Origin of the sequence: Aeoliella sp. (assembly GCF_965227375.1) — a bacterium.
Lineage (GTDB): Bacteria > Planctomycetota > Planctomycetia > Pirellulales > Lacipirellulaceae > Aeoliella.
Genome location: NZ_CBDDFX010000001.1, coordinates 570,174 through 589,464 on the forward strand (window position 1 = coordinate 570,174; position 19,291 = coordinate 589,464).

A 19,291-nucleotide genomic window follows, 5' to 3' on the forward strand; every position below is an offset into this window, starting at 1 on the left:
GGGAGCACAGGAAAAGTCTGGCCTGACGCCTGCTTAGAGCGACTCGACAATGTAGCCGTCTTGGCGATTGCCAAGCAGAGCAAAGGTGCGAAGTTCGATATTCTCGGTCAGGAAGTGAACCGAGCCATCGACAAACGCGAAGAAGGCGCCACCGGTGTGAAAACTGATGGCACAGTCGTCTCGAGCACTGCCGCCAGGGAGTCGCTGCAACTGAAACTCATCCAGCGGATAGGTGGTCGCACCTCCCAGGTTACAGTTAATCAGGTCCTGCGTCTTGAATAAGGTCGTCCCATCCTCGCTCGAACTGCCGAGCCACATGGGGAAGTCCAGGTGGGTCACGGTGTAGGCCGATTCGCCTACGGCAATGGTGTTGGTCGTTCCATCCGGCACTTTTCGGATGCTGACGCTGGTGTACTTCGTTTTCAAGACGATGTCATCGTAGTCCAAAACACCGTCGCCATTCATGTCGATGTCGAAGCAGAACACGCCATCGCGAAGTCCCTCGCCGGTTCTCCAGAACATGCCGTTGTCGCAATAGCCACGCGAACCCTTGTAGTGGGCCGCGCCATAGCCAACCGTGCTCGAACTGCTCGCGGTGCTGGCGCCGTAGAATTCGGGCGAGGGCACGCGGTAGGGCAGCGACCCCTCCGCAACGCTGGGGCACAGGAATACGGAAAGCACGGCGTCGCCGCCTGCGATGGGGGTCATGTTCGCCACCTTGGCAGCGCCGAAAATGCCGGGCTGCCAGGGATCGCCATTGTAGGTTCCGCCGCCGCTGGTTTTGGGAATCTGATTGTTCTTCAGTTGATCGTGGATCGCTATCTGCTCGATGTACGGCAGCAATCGCGACGCCCACCCGAGCCCGTCTTCCTGCGCTTTTGGCTCGGCGCTGTACACGCCCCGCGGAAACTCTCCGTAGGTATCGTGATGCCCCAGCAACGCCAGCGCGATCTGTTTGAGATTGTTTTGGCATTGTGCACGACGTGCAGCCTCGCGGGCCGCTTGCACGGCGGGCAGTAGCAGGGCAACCAGGATGCCGATGATCGCGATGACGACCAACAGCTCGACAAGTGTGAATCCGTTTCGGTAGCGCGACACCATTGCGGTTTTATCCAGTAAACAATCTAGCAACGCCCGCCACGTACGTGTGGCGGTTCCGTTCAGAACGTTGAAGGCTACCAAAGCAATGGATAGAGGACAACGAGATACGCGAGATACTAACACGATATTCACGCAATCTTAATGACGCGGTGAGATACTCCCCCCTTTTGTGGCGACTCCGTTCGTTGAACATGCACCTTGAAAGGGAGCGAGTATCTGTGAATTCAGTACCCCGGCCAAATACTCTCCGTTTAGCAACACTGGCGATAGTGCTCTTGCTGGCATCCTCTGCCAGCGCGGAACTCTACATCAATGAGATTTTCTTTAACCCTGGCGGTTCGGGTGACGACCAGACCGACGAGTACATCGAGCTGCGGGGAACTCCGTCGATGTCGCTCGAAAATCACTACCTGCTGCTGTTGGAAAATGAAGATACTCCCCAGCACGACGGCGAGGCCGGCGTGATCGACATCATGTTCGATTTGGGAGCCTTTTCGATGGGCTCCAATGGCTTTCTGACGCTCCGCCAAAAGTACAGCCCTTATACAGTGGCCGCCGGAACAACCGACTTGGTAAACGATGGCCCCGACATCTCGTTCGGACCGTTCACAGGAATCCCCCCCGGCTACGGTCACGGTGCGAACAGCACCATTGGAGCTAGCGACGGGATAAGCTCGTCGTACCCGGTGCCGGAAGGCGCCATCGAAGGCAGCGGCTTTACGGCCATGCTGATTCGCAACGACGGCGGCGTAGCCCCAATGATTGGGGACGATTTGGACGTCGGCAACGACGGGCTCGACGTGCCCAACGGTCGAGAAAACTGGACGATTCTCGATGCCATCGGCATTCACGGCGAGACCGGCGAAACGGACAACGGTCGGCTCTACGCTATGGTGAACTTCGGCACCGACGCGTCGGACAATCCGATCATCCCCGAGGGAGCCACCTACACGGATGTTGGTTATGAGATCGAGTACATTGGTCGTTGGGGCAACTCGACAGGGCAAACGGCCGCCGACTGGCACATTTCGAATCTGACCGACGACACGGGCTCTGGATCTGCTGGAGTTCCAGATTGGCGGCAGTCGTTCCCCGGCGATCATCCGCCCACCGACGGCGACGACACGACCCCAGCTCCGCCACAGGTGACGTTGGAAAGCAACCAGAATGTGCCGTACGGTACGAAGCTGACCGACACGCTGGGAGCTCCCAACTTCATTGCGGGTGACTTCAACAAGGACGGCTATGTGAATCTGGCCGACTACACGGTGTGGAGAAACTCGCTGGGACAAACAGGACTGGAATCTGCCCACCCGCCTGCTGATCCGAACCACGACTTCGTCGTCGACAGTCTGGACTACGATATTTGGAACGCCAACTACGGCGCCCCGTTCAACTCGAGCGAAGAAGCCATGATGTCGGGGCTGGTTGGCGCCAGCACGATGGTGCCCGAACCATCTGCAGCGCTGCTCTGCTGTTGTGGCTTGCTGCTGGTGGGTGCCCGACAATCGTTGCGGCGTTGATGCGATAAACCCTATCGCGGATCAAAAGGCAGGGCTTTCATCGGGGGAAAGCCCTGCCGTTCGTTGTTGGTCGGCTCAAATCCGACGGATGCTTTTCCAGCAGGCGGCGGCCGTTGCCAAGCAAAGTACCACCAGCCCTCCAGAGGGCTCGGGCACTGTTACCACGGTGATTCCCTGCAGTCAACAATTGTCTCGGCCTCCGCGTATCCGGCCGCGATGAGGCCGCAACACACAGCGATAACACGCGACGCAGCCAGGTGAGGTTTCATGACCACTGTTGTCCCTTACGGATAGGGAGAAAGGAGCGACCGCGCCGGCAGTCCGACGCGGTCGCTTGGAGAACTGAGGTAGGCGCCCACCCGCTTAGCGGCGGCGGAGCATCGCCACGCCCAGGGAGCCACCCAGCAGGATCAGGAGGACGCTGCTTGGCTCGGGAACCGAGGGAACATAGCCCGGAGTGCCTATTGCACTTTGGCCAGCGTCGTTCACGTCGATGGTGGAAACGGCGAAGCTGGGATGGCTGAATGCGCCAATCACCAAGTCGTAGGAACGTCCACCAAACGATTCTGCATCCGGATAGGATCCTTGCGTAATGATCGGATCCGCTGCATCGAGGCCATTCATATCGGCATCATGGAAGAGAACCACGGTATCCCCACCTTGGCCCAGACCGGAACCATTGTACTGCCCAAGGGGAAACGACAGCTCGGGGTCCCACAACGTGAACAGGTTGAAAGCCTCGAGCACTCCACCATCGGAAAACACAACGGACTGCCCAGGCTGAATCACCACGGGATCGGAGGTGTTAAAAAAGAGTTGGTCGCCGGTAGTCCAGTCGGCCGACTCGTCTTCGAAGTACAGATTGCCGTCTACCGAGGAATCAAAAGTCATGTCGCCGAAGTTGGTCAGTTCGAACCAATCTTCCGACAGATTTTCACCAGGCTCGTTACCGGGCCAGATTTCGGTGATTTGGAGATCGAAGGCACCAAACGACGTGGTGCCAGAAAACAGTACTGCCACCACAGTGGCCAATCTAAACGCACGTACCTTCATTGGAACACTACCTCTCTCTTGCTGAACATCGTGGAACCAAAAGAGGCCTGCCGGCATAGGGCGGGCAGACCGACAACGCAGAACGAAATCCATTTACCAAAATGGATCGGGCGTCAGTCTAATGGGTTACACGTGGCTTCAGATGAAGGCCGCGTTAAGAAGGAAAGAAGGTACGATGAAAAACGCGCGAAGCACTACGCCGGCAAGCCTTCTTTGCCAACGCGATGGCAGAAGTCGCCGAACGCCTCGCCAGGCTGGCGAGTGTCGCGGAACTGGCGGAACACGGGAACCAGCGTCGAAATCACTTCGGCTTCGGGCACCAGGTCTTTGTAGATCCAGTTCAGTCGATCGCCCTGTCGGCGGCCGCCGAGAAAGATCGTGTACTTACCCTTGGCCTTGCCCACCAAGCCGATGTCGCTGTTGTAAGGCCGCGCGCAGCCGTTGGGGCAGCCGGTCATGCGAGTGGTGAACACTTCATCTTCCAGACCCAGTGCGGCGAGTTCCTTTTCCATCTGATCCATGATGGTTGGCAGCACTCGCTCGCTCTCGGTGATCGACAGCCCGCACATTGGCAGCGCAGGGCAGGCCATGCTCCAACGCCGCGAGGTTGAGATGTCTTCGGTCAAGATGACGTTGTGGTGCACCAGGGTGCCTTCGATGCGTTCGCGATCCTCTTCGGCGAGGTCGCAGAACAGTACGTTCTGGTGCGGCGTGAGTCGGATGGTCGGTGCCATGGTGGTGCAGATTTCGCGCAAGGCCGACATCAGTTGTATGTCGTCAGTATCCTTCACGCGGCCGTTTTCTACGAACAGCCCGTAGAAATACCGACCATCGCCCTGTTCGTGCCAACCGAGCGAGTCGTTGTATTCCTGCACTTCGACGTTGCGGGGCGGCTCGAGGTCGCTTCCCAGGTACTCTTCCACCTTGTTCTTGAACTTCTCGAGGCCCCAGCGGCGCACGGTGTATTTGAGTCGTGCTGTCTTGCGGTCGGAGCGATTGCCGAAGTCGCGCTGCACCTTAAGAATCGCCTTGGCAACGTCGATTACCGGGGTGTTGTCGTCGGAGACCGGCACGAAGGCCATTGGCAACGCCACGGCGGCGTAAGTCTTCGAGGCGCTGGGCGTCACACCCATTCCGCCGCCGACCAGCACGTCGTAACCCACGATGTCGAAGTTCTCGCACACGGCCAACAGTCCGACGTCCTGGGCGTAAACATCGCCCGAGTTGTCGCCCGGCAGGCCGACACCCAGTTTGAACTTCCGCGGCAGGTAGGCTTTGCCATATAGCGGCTCGGTGTCTACGGTCTTCTTCGAGCCGTTGCTGGCTGCAACGTTGGTCTTCTCGCCCGTCTCTTCGTCGGTCAGCCAGATCTCCGCGTAGGCGGTGGTGTTTGGCTTCAGCTCGGCGGCCAATTGGTCGGCCAGCACTTGCATCTTGTCGTACACCGGATCGTTCTTATACGGCGCAGGCGAGCACATCAAATTGCGCCGCACGTCGCCACAGGCGGCCAGCGTGGTGAGTTGCACGTCGTTGATGCGACGGATCGCCTGCTTCAAGTTGCCCTTCAGCACGCCGTGCAGTTGCAGACCTTGCCGGGTGGTGATGCGGAGGGTGCCGTCGCCCAGTTCGCCGCCAAGGTTCAGGTGCTCCAGCAGTTGACCGCTGGTGAGCTTGCCACCGGGAATGGCGGTGCGGACCATGAAGCTGTAGTACTTGCCACCGGGTACGCCGTCGGCCTTGGCCTGCGCGCGGAGGTCGCGATTGTCTTGCTCGTAGCTGCCGTGATGCTTGAGCAGCATGCCGTTGGTGCCGCTGAAGTTGGGCTCGCCGTTGACGAGTTCTTCGGCGATCGTGCCGCGCAGATAGTTACTCGCCAGCTTGATGCCCTCGGCCTTGCTGGGCTTCGCTTCTTCTTCTTTAGCAGATGGGGCTGCCGGCTTGGCCTTCTTCTTCAATTGATCGAGAGGGCTGGGCTTTGCTTTGGGGGTAGTTTGAGGCTGGTCGGAGGAAGCAGACATCGCGCACAATGGGGGCAGGGGGAAGCTGGATGGAACGGGCGAGTGGGATGCTGATGAAGCCGAGCGGATCGACAATGTTTACCAAGTTGATAAACATTCTCCACATTGCCCTGTCTATCTGGCAATCATAGCTGGCCGCGGGAAGATGGGAAACGGAGACTTGCCCCCATTTCAGCCGACTAATCATCGACCACTAGCACGATTGGCCCCAAATGACGCCTGAAGAGCCCACTCCACCTCGCCGCAATACTCTGGCCGTATGGCTGGCTACGGGCTTGGGCGTTGGACTGTTGGCCCCGGCGCCGGGCACGTTCGGCGCTTTATGGGGCTTACCGCTAACGTGGGCCTACTTCCAACTTCCGGGTGCGGTGTGGCCGTGGGTGGCAGCCACGGTGGTGTTGCTGGTAGGCGTACCGATCTGCGATCGGGCGGCACGCGACCTGAACATGAAGGACCCCGGCCCGGTGGTGTGGGACGAGTTCGCCAGCGTGCCGCTGGTGTTCGTGCTGACGCCGAACCTTGGTCTCTGGACGGCGGTACTAGGTTTTGGCCTGCACCGTTTGTTCGACATCACCAAACCGTGGCCCTGCAGCCGCCTGGAACGCCTACCCGGCGGGTGGGGCATCATGGCCGACGACGTGGCCGCCGCTCTGTACGCCGCGGTCACGCTGTACGCCCTGCAGTGGGCGTTCTGCACTTGGTGCAGTTAAGCGTCTGCGAGCTTGCGGTCCGGTCAGCCGATGGCGTTTCGCCGCGCCGATGCTGACAGAACAACTACGGCCGTTAACATCAGCAGCACAGCCGACGGTTCCGGGATCGGTTGCGTGGTGAGAAATCCACCGAACGCTCCTTCTGGCCCACCAAAGTCCCAAGTCGGCCCCTGATCATCGTACAAGAAGAACAGGTATTCCGTCTGCAAGTCATAACCTCGCGACAGGGCTTCGCTGGTAAGTACGTACTCTCCCAGATTGCTGTCGTATTCCACCCACTTGTTTCCATTGGCGTCGGCGAAGGGACTGCTAGCCATATTCAGCGGGTCGTTGGGGTCGTAATACGGCGCGGATGGGTCGTTGGTGTTGTCCTGCCGCAGCGTGAGGTCGAGCAGGGTGCGCCCAACGCGGTTATTGAAACGGGTGGGACGTTCGCTCTCGGGAACGCCGAGTTCGTTGGTTTCATGCACGGCAGAGTTGTAGGGGATGAGTCCGCCGGATTCGTCGTTGGCAAAGTGCCCGCCTTCAGTGTGAACGATCAACATCCAGTCTTCCGGGTTGGCGATCACTTCCTGCAATCGACCATTGTAGTAGCCGGTTCCTTGCAGATACTCGTCGGAGTCGCCGCCACTCTCCCACCGCCCTCCCCAACAAATGATCGAATCGCCGAACGCCGGATTACCGGAGGTCCCGGAAGTCTTGTTGATGTTATAGAAGTGAGCTTGGGTGGGTTCGTACTCGTTGCCGTCGACTACAATTTCGTAGTCCATCGTGTTGTTGGGATAGATGGTGAACTTAGCGTATCCCGAGACCTCGTCGTTTCCGTGAGGAACAAAGCCGGGCACTTGTGTGTTGGGCGAACCGCCAAGGGGAGCATAGAGCGTCACCGGTTCGGGCGGGGTGGGCGGTTCGGGAGGTGCGGATGGTAGCTTGGAGGCCAAGTGGTTGTAGACAGCGGCCGCTTCCGGTCCATCGAGCACTCCGTCGTAGATGATCAACTCCGACATGTTGCCGACGAAGTTGTAGCCTCCGGCAGCGGCGCTGCCGTTTTGCCATCCGAACAACAGCAAATCCTCGGCCGCCGGAACGAAGTACCCGCCGTCGCTGGGAACATTCAGATCGAAGCCATTGGCAAACGCCTGATGTCCGGGATCACCAGGATAGTAGTTGGTTTGAAAGACGGAGTAGCTTCCGTTCAAGTAGTCGATGTGATTACCGCCTTGAGTGCCGCCCCCGCCATACAGTTCGAAGCGACCATCGTCGATCTGGTGGTCCATCTGCGCCCCCTGACCGCCAGCACGGCCGAGTGAATACGCATACTGCCCCGAGCCATCGCCTAGAGAGCCGTCGCGACCTGGTTGATAGTAGCCGACCCAGAAGATCGTAGCGCCGTTAAGATCGCTGCCCAAGCTACCGCGAAGGTAGCGGTTGTCACCGGAGAAGTCATTGACTTCGATCGTGCCCAGCGGTCCCATACCAGTCGGGTTGAACCGGATGTTGGCCGGATCGTCGGTGCCTCCCACCGCGAGATTGATCGCCGGGTTGTTCTTAGCTTGCCAAGCCAGCACGTTGTCTGCACCGTCAAGCGTCAGAGAGCCAGGAGTGGCCTCGAAGTGCGCCACGAGATTGCCGGAGGTTACCGCGGGCAACATGGCAAGTGCGGGCGTCACGCCAAACGCGAAGGCCGCCACGATTGCTGCAATAAGGGAAGGCTTCATTAGACATCTCCGTTGAAATCGCCATACAAGGCCGTAAATGAACTTCGTTTGAATCGAAGAACGCTGTAAGTCTTATAGGTAAGCAAGGTTAAGTGCTGATGAAGGAGGTTTGGCAGGAGGCGGGTGCCGCTTTCGCTTGACACCGGGCAGGGCAAGTAAACCACAATTCAGGGAATTGCCGAGACCGGCTACGAAAAATCGGACAACCTCTGCGCACCTGCTAGTTGAGTGGAGCCTTTCCCGGGATTACCGTCAAGAACACTAGGCTTGCTTGTGTTTCCTCCACAGATCAGGCGTACGATGACCTCACGACTCTTGCTGCCCGCGTTCGTTCTGTCCGTGCTGTACTTCATGGCGAGTGCGGTGGCCGAGCTGCCGCAATCGGACGAGCCACCGGTGATTCCCGTGGGCCTCGACGCCTACCGCATGTGGGACCGGCTGCCGCAACACCGGATCGGCGCGCGAGCGTACATGCGAAGCACCTACGACCGCGAGGGCAACAACCGCAGCGCCGACGCCAGCCACTTCCTGTACCAGGAAACGGAAGACTTCAACACCACCTTGGACATCACCGGTCCAGGCGTGCTGTACTTCAAGCGCACCAACCACTGGCACGGCTCGCCGTGGCACTACGAGGTCGATGGCGAAGACACTGTTGTGACAGAGACCGCCACGGCGGATCCGGTGAACGCCAAGAGGAATCTCAAGGAGACCACGTTCATTCCTCACGAGTTGTTCCCGCAGCCATTGACCTGGGCCTGGTCGACTACCAAAGGGGCCGACCTGATGTGGGTGCCACTAGCGTTTGAAGAGACGTTCCGCATCGGTTACGGCCGCACGTACTACGGCACCGGCTACTACATCTACCACCGCTACGCGCCCGGCATTGCGAACCTCTCGCAGCCCATCGCGTCGTGGTCCAAGACGCCGCCCGATCCGGAGGTGTTAGAACTGATTGACCGCGCGGGCACCGACATTGCTCCGCGGGGCGAAGGGGTCGAGACCATCGAGCTCAAGGACATCACGCTCGAGCGCAACAAGTGGACCACGCTGGCGGAACTCGACTCGCCGGGCAACATCCGCGCGCTCAAGTTCACCGTACCCAAGGATCAGGCGATGGACTTTGGCAAAGCGCGGCTGCGGATCACATGGGACGACCGCTGGTACGCGTCGGTCGACGCCCCGGTCGACTTGTTCTTCGGCACCGGGCTGATCCACAACGACAACGATCGCGAGTACCTGGTGCGGGGCTTCCCGTTGTCGATTCGCTACGCCGACGATCAGGTGCACCTGGATTGCTACTGGCCGATGCCATTCTTCAAGTCGGCCAAATTGGAGATTCAACCGCTCGGCGAGCTGAACGAGTTAACGGTCGATTGCGAGATTCGCGTCACCGAACTCAAAGGCCCGGCGAATCACCAGACGTACTTCCACGCGACGTACACCGATCACCCGCATCCCAAATTGGGGCAGGACATGACGTTCCTCGACACCACCCAGGTGGAAGGAGGCGGCGACTGGTCCGGCAACTTCGTCGGCATGACTTGGACTTTCAGCCGCGACGGCAACCTCACCACGCTCGAAGGCGATCCGCGGTTGTTCTTCGACGACTCGCAGACGCCGCAAGGCTGGGGCACCGGCACCGAGGAGTGGGGCGGCGGCGGCGACTACTGGGGCGGGCGGAACATGACGCTGCCGTTTGCCGGACATCCGGTGGGCAAGAAGAAAGACAAGATCGAGTCGGAGCACGACCTGGTGAACTCCGCCTATCGGTTCCTGATCGCCGACCACTTCCCGTTTGGCAAGAACGCGAAGATCAACCTCGAACATGGCGCGGTGAACCTGCACGACCAGCACTACTCCGGCGTGGTGTACTGGTACGGGATCGATCAACCGACGCTGGTGATGAGCGACCACTTCTTCGCCTGCCGCGACAACGAAGTCCGCGAGCACGAGTACCAAAGCCCCACCGCCAGCGACCCCTACACGCTAGTGTCGCGTTACGAGTGGGGCCCCGACCATCGCAGCGCGCGAATGCACTTCCCCGCGCAGGAAGACGAAGTACGTACGATGAATGGTACGACAACCTTCAAGATGCGGCTCGACCCTAACAACCATGGTGCACTGCTCCGCCGCAAGTTCGACTACCTCTATCCCAACCAACAGGCCCGCGTGTCGGTCCGACCGGCTTCCGGACGCGAGTGGCAGGAAGTGGGCATCTGGCGGACCGCCGGTTCGAACACCTGCGTCTACAGCTATCCGCGCAAGGCTGGAGAGTTGGGCGCGGCCGAGCATCGCATCGTCACGTCAAACCGTCGCTGGCGCGAGGAAGAGTTCCTGCTGCCCGCGCACCTGACGCGCGGCCTGAAGCGAATCGAGATTCGCCTGGAACACCTGCCCGACAACCGCGAACTATTCCCCGGCCACCCGTTCCCCGCACCGTCGCTGTGGTCGGAGTCGCGGTATTGGATCTACTCGTACAAGCTGCCGTCGTTGAAATGACGAAGGATGGGCTCGCTCGCCTAGAATCATGACACGGTTGTCAACATTCTCTGCACCTCCGGCGCGCTGGTTGCAGTCGCTTCTCAGAGGCTACCGCTAGTTGTGGTGCATGGTGGTTTGCGTTATGTTTTCTCGTACGTTTCGATGAGGACTTTTCCGTACTTTTCTGGCTCGGCGAGCGAGAACCTCTCACTCCCCAGCAGGACGTCCCAGGCGCATGGCTGCACCTTCCAACACTGACTCTGACAAGAAGAAAAAGGCTGGCTGGTTCTGGCCTGTTCTGGTGGCCGTGGCGTTTGGTGTGTTAGGGGGATTGGGCGCGTTTACCTTTGGCTATGGCGAAGGCCACGCCTATCTGGGCAACAACCCCGAGAGTTGCGCCAACTGCCATGTGATGCAGGAGTTCTACGACTCGTGGCTCAAGTCGAGCCATCACGCGGTGGCCACCTGTAACGACTGCCATACGCCGCACGACAATCTCATCGCCAAATACGCCACCAAGGCGGACAACGGCTTCTTTCATTCGCTGGCGTTCACCACTGGCGATTTCAAGGATCCGATTCAGATTAAAGAACGCAACAGCCGCGTGGTTCAGGCTGCTTGCATCGACTGCCATCATGACCTGGTGAACCACATGCTGCCTACCGAAGCCGGAGGCGACATGGCAAGCTGCGTCCATTGTCACCGCAGCGTCGGCCATGCTCAATCGGTTGCGCCAAGACGATATGAAGGATATTGATATGCAACGAACAAACCAATCGAAGCCTCGCCGCAAGCGCCACGGTAAAGCGGGCCCGCTCGTCCTCACGTTCTTGGTGGCCGCAATCGCCACGGCCCTGGTAACCTGGGTGTTGATCCAGATGTTCACCCGCAAGCAGGAAGCCCGGGTGCCGTTCGTGCGGGTGGCGGAACTGAATGAGATCTCGGTCGACCCCGAGCCCTGGAAACTCAACTGGCCGCACCACTTCGATGGCTGGAAGTCCACCGCTGGCGACAAGTTCTATGGCGGCTCGAGCGCCATGCCGCAGTCGAAATTGGAGACCTTCCCCTGGCTCAAACGTTTGTACGCAGGCTACGCGTTCAGCATCGACTACCGCGAGGCTCGCGGCCACGCTTACATGCTGTACGACCAAGGTGTCACCGAACGCGTGACCAAGAAGCCGCAGGCCGGTGCGTGCCTGCACTGCCACGGCTCGACCACGGTGCTGTATCGCAAGGTGGGCCTGGAAGCGTTGGGCCAGGATGCCGACGACGAGGCCTTGGCAGCCGACTTCAACATGGAAGCGGTGCAGAAGGGCTTTGAAGAGGTGAGCACCAAGAGCTACGCGGAAGTGCTCGGCATGCTCAAGCAAATGCCAGACGGTACGCCCGACGAGAACGAGCCGGTGTTCCCGCAAGCACCAGTGGGTGGATTCGAAGGGGAGTTCGCCGGGCAGCCGGTGCCTGAGGACCATCCCGATATGGGCGAGGCGCACCCTGTGACGTGCATCGACTGCCATAATCCCGAAACGATGGCCATTCGCGTTACGCGTCCCGGCTTCATCAACGGTATCCGCGACTTGGCCGAGGGCGATGCCCCCGCACCACACCTGCCGAGCATCGAGAAATGGCGTAATGGTGACCGCAAAGAACCATACGATCCCAACCTGCACGCCAGCCGCCAGGAAATGCGGTCGTTCGTGTGCGGCCAGTGCCACGTGGAGTACTACTGCGCGAATAAGATGACGCTGACCTTCCCCTGGAAGAATGGCCTTAAGATGGAAGACTTGGAGAAGACCTGGGAAGAAACCACGTTCCCCGACGGCACCGAGTTCATCGACTATAAGCACGGCGAGACCGGCGCTACCATCTACAAAGTGCAGCATCCCGAGTTCGAACTCTGGAGCCAGGGCATCCACGCCCGCAGTGGCGTGAGCTGTGCCGACTGCCACATGCCGTATCAGCGAGTGGGGGCCACCAAACTGAGCAGCCACAACGTGCGTTCGCCGCTGGAAAACGTGAATGCCTCGTGCCAGAACTGCCACCACCAAAGCGAAAAAGAACTGGCAAGCCGCGTCGAAGGCATCCAGGAGCGAAACCAGGCGCTACTCGAGCGAGCGGGCGAAGCGATGACGCAGATGCTCGACGCCATTCTCGAAGCCAAGGCCGCCGGCGCTACCGACGAGGACCTGCAAGAGATCTTCGACCTGCAACGCAAGTCGATGTGGCGTCTCGACTACATCAGTAGCGAGAACTCCCGCGGCTTTCACGCTTCGCAGGAAGCGGCCCGCATCCTGGCCGAGTCGATCGACTACAGCCGCCAGGCCGAAGTGGCCGCGCTCCGCCTGCGAGCCCCCGAAGCCCCCAGCACCGAAGACATCGAAGTCGAAGACGTTGTGGGCGTCACACCGGACGACGGAGCCCCGCCTGCTGAAGACGACGGTGCCGCGGCGGACGAGGAGTCGGCTGAAGGCGAGCGCGAGGCATCGGAGTCCGACGAGGCGTAGTACCTCCACACCTTGTTCCCACGCGGAGCGTGGGAACGAGGGTCAATCAACCTGCCGCGAACAACAGCGCGATTCCGGCCACCGCCATCACTGCGCCACAGATGGCCCGTAGCGATACCGTTTCGCCGCGAACCACCACCAGCGGCATCACGAATAGCGAACTGGTGGCCAGCAAGGTTTGCGCGATGCCCGCGTCGGCGTTTTGCAGCGCGACCTGCTGCAGTGTGATGCCGATAAACGTGCCCATGAACGTCGCTAGCAGAATCCACCGCCAAATGCTCGCCTGACGTGCGCCGGCTGGCAGCAGCGCGCGGCCGCTGGCTGGGAGCCACACCAGCAAGATGGCCACACCGCCCAGCATGCGAATAAGTGCACTCTGCATGGGAGTAATGTCGGTGGTGGTCAACACGCCGCGCGAGATCACCGAACCAATCGCCTGGCACAACGCTGCGATCGTGGCGTACACCACGCCCAACTTCAGGTGCTCTCGATCGCGGGGCTCGCCAACTCCCTTGTCGACGATCACCCACGCCACGCCGAACAGCGTCAGCGTGATGCCCAAATAGGCGGTGAGCGGCAGTAACTCGGCCAGCACCACCATGGCGATCAGTGTCGTGAGTGGCGGGGCGAGCGTCTCGGCCATCAGCACCGTGCGGCGTTCGCCCAAGCGGTTGAGCGCCGCAAAGAAGGCCGTGTCGCCAATGCCGATTCCCACCACGCCACTGGTCGCGAGCCACAATAGCGCGGTGGTCTCGCCGGTGAGCCATAGCTTTCCCTGCACCGCCAGGGCGATCGCGAGCATCGCGCTGGCGAGTACTCCCTTGTATAGATTCAGCGCCAGCGGCGGGACGCGGCGGCCGATCTGAAAGTACAGCAGCGCGGTCACCGCCCACAACATGGCCGCACCCAGCCCCGCGAACTCTCCAAGATGGCTGGCGAACATGCGTGCGTGATCGATGGCGGGCGGAATCATCGTATTCTCGCGATGAGCCGGCCGATTCGCCAGGGTTGGCTCGACTCATTCATGGAGTGCCGATCAAAATTCGACCCACCGCCTCAGCCCACCAGTCCCATGCCTTCCAGCCAACTGTACTTGTCCCAATCGACCCAGCTCTCGACAAGCATGCTGCCTTCGTAGCGGTCGGTATGCACCCCGGTCCAAGTGGTGGTCTTGCCCGTCGCTTCGTAACACAGAAACGGACCCGTGTTTTTGGCGGTCATTCTCCACCGCGAGCAAACGTAGTCTCCCTCGGCAACCTGGTGCAGGACTTCCATCTTCACTTCGGTGAAGCCTTTGTGAAAATCGCTAACCAAGCCTTTCCAATCCTCGAGCGACAGGTCCGACACGCCCTCTTTGGCGTCGGGCTTCTGGTGGTTCACATATTTAACCGAGAGATAATCCGCCGCCTGATGCACCGCGTTATCGCCCCACAGTTCGAGAAGCTTCTTCGACGAGGCTTTGTTGTCTGCTGTCACGGTAATTCTCCCAGGCACGAGTGAACGGAATGCACTTCCCACCACGTGAAACTATACCGGCAAGAGAACGCCTGCAACCATCGGCAGAGGGGGTTCTGTCGAGAAAACACGAATTGCATGTTGGCCGCCGCCCGCACAACTGTAGACTGGTGGGCAACTAGATGCACGAACCACTGCTGGCAGCGAGGTCGCCATGAATCCTTACACCGCGCAACGAATCGCCGAGGCCGACACCTACGCGCCGCAAACCGGGCCGCTGGCAGCGACGAATCGCGGCTTTCACGAGAGCTACAATACGCTGCTGGGCGAAACGCTCGACCAACTTGGCCATTCGATCCCGGTAATCGTGATGCTGCACGACGATCTGCTGCTGGTTGCTGGAGACACTCAGCAGCAAGCGCGAGTCGTCCCGGAACACTACCATCGGCTCAAAGCCATCGCCCACTCTGGCTTTGGGCTGCAACTGTGGCTCATGGCGCATCGCTCGCGTGTGCTGGACGACAAGATGCGAGCACAACTCGTGGCAACCGCCACAGTACTGCGCAACTCGCTCACCGCGCTCGATAGCCTCCCGCCCGATGAACGGCCGACGCCCAAGACATTGCTCGAAGGCAACCTGGAGTATATCGATCGCGTGCTCACCGCCGGCGTGGCGGAGATCCCCGTGGCGCAGGAGTACGCCGAGTGGATCGCGCCGCACGTTCTCAACATGGCCCGCGCGGCGGTGCGACTCGAACTCGACTCGCTGCACGAGGTGGTCGGTCGTTGGCGAGGCGAACTGGGCGAGGAGGCATGGCAGCACATCTACGTGGTGCTATGCGGCAACCACCAGCCCCGCTACCGCCAGGCAGCGAACCAATACTTCGACCGGTTGTTGGGCGAACACCCCGGCATCGGCGCCGAGTCGGAGGACCGCATCGTGTTCGCCGAAAACGTCAGCGAACTGGATGGCGCGCTCGACCTCTTGGCGCGGCACATCATCGATCAACAAGCCTCGACCATGATCTTCGGCTACCGCTCGCGCCTACAAAAAGACATTCTCGCCGACGCGGCGACGGAGTACCTGGATCGGTTGCTGCCGGGGAGGGAGTGAAGGGGGCCGTCAGTCCCCGCCGTCCCCAAAGCCACCGTCCATCCCGAAGCTCGATCCGTCGCCGTGGTAGTCGCCCCACCGCCAGGGGATGAGCGGCGCCACGAACACCACCAGCCACACCCACGGTGCTTCGATGGGCGTGGGTAGCTCCACGCCCGCGTGGTCGAATCCCATCCACAACAGCAGCGTGTAGATGAGAACTTGAAACAGGTAGATGAATACGCGGGCCATGGCTCTGGTGGGAGTGGAGGCTTCGTCGGGCAGTTGCCGCGTGGAGGCTGGCATGCGGCTATTCTTCAAGTGTAGCTTACTGGGAAGAAAGAACCGCTGTATTCTCCGCCTGCCCTCGTCTGCCGCAGACAAGTGAGGTATGCTTGCTGAAACTCCCGCAGTATGGACTTTAAGGAGACCCCCATGGCAAAGAAGCCAGACTGGTTGTTCAAGCAAGCCGGCGCCGTGCCGTATCGGTGGAAGGGAGAGGAGCTCGAGGTAGTGCTGATTACCTCCCGGTCGTCGGGCAAGTGGATTGTGCCCAAGGGGGTGATCGATCCTGGCGAAACGCCGGAGAGCACTGCGGTGAAGGAAGCCTACGAGGAGGCCGGGGTGGTGGGCACCATCGCTGGAGAAGTCCTCGGCCATTTCGATCAGCCGAAGTGGGGTGGCGTCGCCCGGGTGGAGATCTTCCCCATGGAGGTCGACGAAGTGCTGGACGACTGGGACGAACAGTCGAGCCGCAACCGGTTCATCGGACCGCTCGACGAAGCGCGGGAAGTGGCCTCGGAGCGGATTGTCGAAATCCTTGACGGCCTCGAGCGATTCTTGGAAGCAGGCTAAACATCTGCGCGCTGCCCCTGAAGCATCAATCGTCGTCATCCTCTGCATCCGGCGAAATGGCCCACTCTGGGTACGGCACCTGACTGCCGCGTACCGCCCGCCACAGGATGCGGTTCAAAACATCTTCTGGCGCGCGATCGACTTCGCGGAAATTCAGCGAGGCCGAGACCACCGCGTCTTTGCGTAGCACCGGATCGTTGATGGCCGCCGGGTCGGGATTCATCTCATCGAGGGCCACTTGCGCCGCGGCCGAGGCGTAGGGCGTGGCGTTAGGTTCGTCGGTAAAGCAATCGAACATCGGCGTGGCGCTGGCATCGAACTGGTTCATCGGCGGCAGCCCCAGGATCTGCTCGATAGTTCGCAGCACGCTGGTGGTGTTGTACTGCGTGCTGACTAGCGCGCCGCGCTTGGCGTAAGGGCTCGCGCAGAAGCAGATGGTGCGGTAGCCGCTCACGTGGTCCCAACCGGCTTGCGGGTCGTCCTCGATGGCAAACACTGCCATGTCGTTCCAGAACCGCGAACGACTCAGCCCTTCGACAATCCTTCCGAACGCCAGGTCATTGTCGGCCATGCATGCGGCCGGCGTCGGACAGCGGGGCGAGGTGCCGCTGGTGTGGTCGTTCGGCAGGCAGATGATCACCAGTTGCGGGTACTCGCCCTTCTTCTCAAACTCCGCCAGCTCGCGCAGCACGAAGTCGGCGCGGTACTGGTCGGGCACCGACATTTCCCAACCGACGTACTTCAACGGAGAGATCGCCCGCAAACTCTCGACGCTAGGCCAGCAACCGAATACCACGTCGTCGGTGTTGTTCTTCCACGCGTTGTAACACGACATGAAGTCGGGCGTGCCGGCGTCCGGCTCGTCGCGCCAGCGCACGGAGGGACCCATGAACTCGCCATAGTTGCGGATGGACACACCGTGCTTGAGGGCCGAGTCCCACAGGAAGCCCGACGGGGCGTAGGCCAGGGCGTCGTCTTCGTCGATGCCCATCCCGTCGGGATAACTCCGCGGAAAGCCCGCGAAGCTCTTCTCCATGTAGTCGGTCGAAAACGCGGTGGTGCTCCACTGGTGGCCATCGGCGCTGAGGATCCCGCAGCAGTAGGTGTTATCGAGCAGCACAAACTCCTGGGCGAGCTTGTGGTGGTTCGGCGTGACGTTCGGCCCGAAGATACAGAGCGACGCGTCGCCGTTGCCGCGTTCCAGTGAACCAAGCACCTGATCGTAGGTGCGATTCTCTTTGATGATGTACACCACGTGCTTAATGAGACTCGGCTCGCCGATTCGCTCAGGCACCGCGCGAGGTGGCTGATCTTTGCGCGGCGGAAGCAGCGCCTCGGCGATGCGCGGCGCGCGGAGGTTTCGTGAGACGCGCTCCGAAAGCCCCGGTAGCTTGTCCTCGCCGGGAATATCGAATACCGAGAGCGAACCGAAATAATGGTGTGTGTTGAACCCCTGGGCGTCGGGCGTGGCGCCGCCATTGTAGGGTTTGGGCTGTTTGGGCAGTCCTTTGATGTTCGCCGCGATGATCCGCCCGCGCGCGTCGTCCACCACCAGCGCGCCAGGGTACCAGCCGACGGGAATCATGCCTTCGAGTTTCGTTTCCTCCATTTCGTCGGCCTCGAACTCGAACACTGCGATCGCATTCTGCGAACCGTTGGCCACGTACAATCGCTCGCCACTGGCGTCGAACGCGGCCGCGTTTGGACCCGCGCCCAACAGGTCGGCTGGTGTCGACTTGGCCCACACGCGGCGGGCAATCGTGTCGTTGCGGGTGTCGATCACGCTCAGGTAGTCACTCGCGGCATTGCAGCACACCAAGTAGGGATGCGCGGTGGAGGTCGCCAAACCGCTGGCGTGCAAACCGGTCACTAGTTCGCTTACCACTTCGCCCGACGCGAGGTCGATCACACTCACCGAGCCCTCGCTGGCGATGTGCCGCTGGGGATCGACTCGGACCACGGTGCCCCGCCCTGCTGGTCCGGTAAGGTCGCCCTCAGTGGGTCGGCGGCCGCCCCAGTTGCTCACGTAGGCTTTTTCGCCCACCAGCACGACGTCGTACGGCGCGACGCCCACCTCGAAGGTCCGCAGCACTTCGCCTGTCTCGGCGTCCAGTTCGAACAGCTGATTAGAAAGGTTGCCGCACACGTAGAGTCGAGTTCCGTCGCTACTCACCGCCAAGCCACTTGGTATCTCCGCCTTGCGGCGCGGCGCATTGGCCGGCGGTAAGCTCCAGGCTTGCGCCGGCGTGACTTTGTCGTCTTCGACGCGAAACACTTTGATCGACCCGTTCACGTCGCTCATGTAGATGCGATCGCCGATGGGCGAGAACACCAGCCCGGTGTAGCTGAGTTGCCCCCGCGTGTCGGTGGGCGGAGCGGCTTGCTTCGACTCTGGCTGCGAGCGATCCTCCGGCACCACGCCGGGCAGGGCCACGCGCTGGCGGATCGTCACTTCGTCGGGGTCGACCACCAGCAATTCGTTCGTCTTGCCCGCGGTCACCAGCAAGCGGCCATTGGGCGAGAGCGCGACCGCCTGCGGCCGCATGCCGGGCAGGTCCAACTGCCGCCCGTACGGAGTGAGCACCTGATTCACCGGCGTCACCACCCGTCCATCTGGCTTGTGACCGACGGTTTCGTCCGTATCCGGCGCCGCGGATGCTGAGACGCAAAACGAGGAAGCAACCACCAACGACCAACCGACTCGCCTGGCGAAATCCATGATTCTCAACCACCTCCGCTGGAGCACAAAGCAAGGACCTATTCGCAACCGAGAGTCT

At 60.7% G+C, this 19,291-nt stretch carries 15 protein-coding genes; 7 read left to right on the forward strand and 8 right to left on the reverse strand.

Features of this window, described 5'->3' with window-relative positions; genetic code table 11:
* Window positions 1-33: 33 nt before the first annotated feature.
* Complete coding sequence (locus ACQK2L_RS02360; protein ID WP_425395327.1) at window positions 34-1,101, reverse strand: DUF1559 domain-containing protein; 1,068 nt, start codon at window positions 1,099-1,101, stop codon at window positions 34-36.
* A gap of 275 nt (window positions 1,102-1,376) precedes the next feature.
* Between ACQK2L_RS02360 and ACQK2L_RS02365 the strand changes: the two genes are divergently transcribed.
* Window positions 1,377-2,624, forward strand: a complete 1,248-nt coding sequence (locus ACQK2L_RS02365) for a dockerin type I domain-containing protein (RefSeq protein WP_425395328.1) — start codon at window positions 1,377-1,379, stop codon at window positions 2,622-2,624.
* A gap of 363 nt (window positions 2,625-2,987) precedes the next feature.
* Here ACQK2L_RS02365 and ACQK2L_RS02370 read toward each other — a convergent pair whose 3' ends face one another.
* Window positions 2,988-3,677, reverse strand: coding sequence for a PEP-CTERM sorting domain-containing protein (locus tag ACQK2L_RS02370; RefSeq protein ID WP_425395329.1), 690 nt, complete (start codon window positions 3,675-3,677; stop codon window positions 2,988-2,990).
* Window positions 3,678-3,871: 194 nt separating this feature from the next.
* A complete protein-coding gene (locus ACQK2L_RS02375) occupies window positions 3,872-5,695 on the reverse strand; it encodes an NADPH-dependent assimilatory sulfite reductase hemoprotein subunit (RefSeq protein ID WP_425395330.1) in 1,824 nt (607 codons plus the stop codon).
* A gap of 212 nt (window positions 5,696-5,907) precedes the next feature.
* Between ACQK2L_RS02375 and ACQK2L_RS02380 the strand changes: the two genes are divergently transcribed.
* Window positions 5,908-6,405: a phosphatidylglycerophosphatase A family protein gene (locus ACQK2L_RS02380; protein ID WP_425395331.1), complete on the forward strand. Its 498-nt coding sequence runs from the start codon at window positions 5,908-5,910 to the stop codon at window positions 6,403-6,405.
* A gap of 23 nt (window positions 6,406-6,428) precedes the next feature.
* Here ACQK2L_RS02380 and ACQK2L_RS02385 read toward each other — a convergent pair whose 3' ends face one another.
* Window positions 6,429-8,123, reverse strand: coding sequence for a hypothetical protein (locus ACQK2L_RS02385; protein WP_425395332.1), 1,695 nt, complete (start codon window positions 8,121-8,123; stop codon window positions 6,429-6,431).
* 300 nt (window positions 8,124-8,423) lie between these two features.
* Here ACQK2L_RS02385 and ACQK2L_RS02390 point away from each other — a divergent pair, with 300 nt between their 5' ends.
* The 3 genes from ACQK2L_RS02390 (at window position 8,424) to ACQK2L_RS02400 (ending at window position 13,111) form a co-directional block, all read left to right on the forward strand.
* On the forward strand, window positions 8,424-10,625 hold the full coding sequence (locus ACQK2L_RS02390) for a DUF2961 domain-containing protein (RefSeq protein WP_425395333.1): 2,202 nt from the start codon (window positions 8,424-8,426) through the stop codon (window positions 10,623-10,625).
* Window positions 10,626-10,842: 217 nt separating this feature from the next.
* Window positions 10,843-11,364, forward strand: coding sequence for a cytochrome c nitrite reductase small subunit (gene nrfH / locus ACQK2L_RS02395; RefSeq protein WP_425395334.1), 522 nt, complete (start codon window positions 10,843-10,845; stop codon window positions 11,362-11,364).
* Between the two features lies 1 nt (window position 11,365).
* Window positions 11,366-13,111, forward strand: a complete 1,746-nt coding sequence (locus tag ACQK2L_RS02400; RefSeq protein ID WP_425395335.1) for an ammonia-forming cytochrome c nitrite reductase subunit c552 — start codon at window positions 11,366-11,368, stop codon at window positions 13,109-13,111.
* Window positions 13,112-13,157: 46 nt separating this feature from the next.
* Here ACQK2L_RS02400 and ACQK2L_RS02405 read toward each other — a convergent pair whose 3' ends face one another.
* Window positions 13,158-14,084, reverse strand: a complete 927-nt coding sequence (locus ACQK2L_RS02405) for a DMT family transporter (RefSeq protein ID WP_425395336.1) — start codon at window positions 14,082-14,084, stop codon at window positions 13,158-13,160.
* A gap of 83 nt (window positions 14,085-14,167) precedes the next feature.
* A complete protein-coding gene (locus tag ACQK2L_RS02410; RefSeq protein WP_425395337.1) occupies window positions 14,168-14,587 on the reverse strand; it encodes an ester cyclase in 420 nt (139 codons plus the stop codon).
* A gap of 193 nt (window positions 14,588-14,780) precedes the next feature.
* On the opposite strand from ACQK2L_RS02410, the gene ACQK2L_RS02415 reads away from it, so the two are divergent.
* Window positions 14,781-15,680 (forward strand): hypothetical protein, encoded by a 900-nt coding sequence (locus ACQK2L_RS02415; RefSeq protein WP_425395338.1) that lies wholly within the window; start codon window positions 14,781-14,783, stop codon window positions 15,678-15,680.
* A 9-nt stretch (window positions 15,681-15,689) separates the two neighbouring features.
* Here the strand turns inward: ACQK2L_RS02415 and ACQK2L_RS02420 are convergent, their stop codons facing one another.
* Window positions 15,690-15,965 carry a hypothetical protein gene (locus ACQK2L_RS02420; RefSeq protein WP_425395339.1) on the reverse strand — a complete coding sequence of 92 codons (276 nt, stop codon included), beginning with the start codon at window positions 15,963-15,965 and terminating at the stop codon, window positions 15,690-15,692.
* Between the two features lie 129 nt (window positions 15,966-16,094).
* On the opposite strand from ACQK2L_RS02420, the gene ACQK2L_RS02425 reads away from it, so the two are divergent.
* Complete coding sequence (locus tag ACQK2L_RS02425) at window positions 16,095-16,514, forward strand: NUDIX hydrolase (RefSeq protein ID WP_425395340.1); 420 nt, start codon at window positions 16,095-16,097, stop codon at window positions 16,512-16,514.
* Window positions 16,515-16,539: 25 nt separating this feature from the next.
* On the opposite strand, the gene ACQK2L_RS02430 is transcribed toward ACQK2L_RS02425, so the two are convergent.
* On the reverse strand, window positions 16,540-19,233 hold the full coding sequence (locus ACQK2L_RS02430; RefSeq protein WP_425395341.1) for an alkaline phosphatase family protein: 2,694 nt from the start codon (window positions 19,231-19,233) through the stop codon (window positions 16,540-16,542).
* Window positions 19,234-19,291 lie beyond the last annotated feature (58 nt).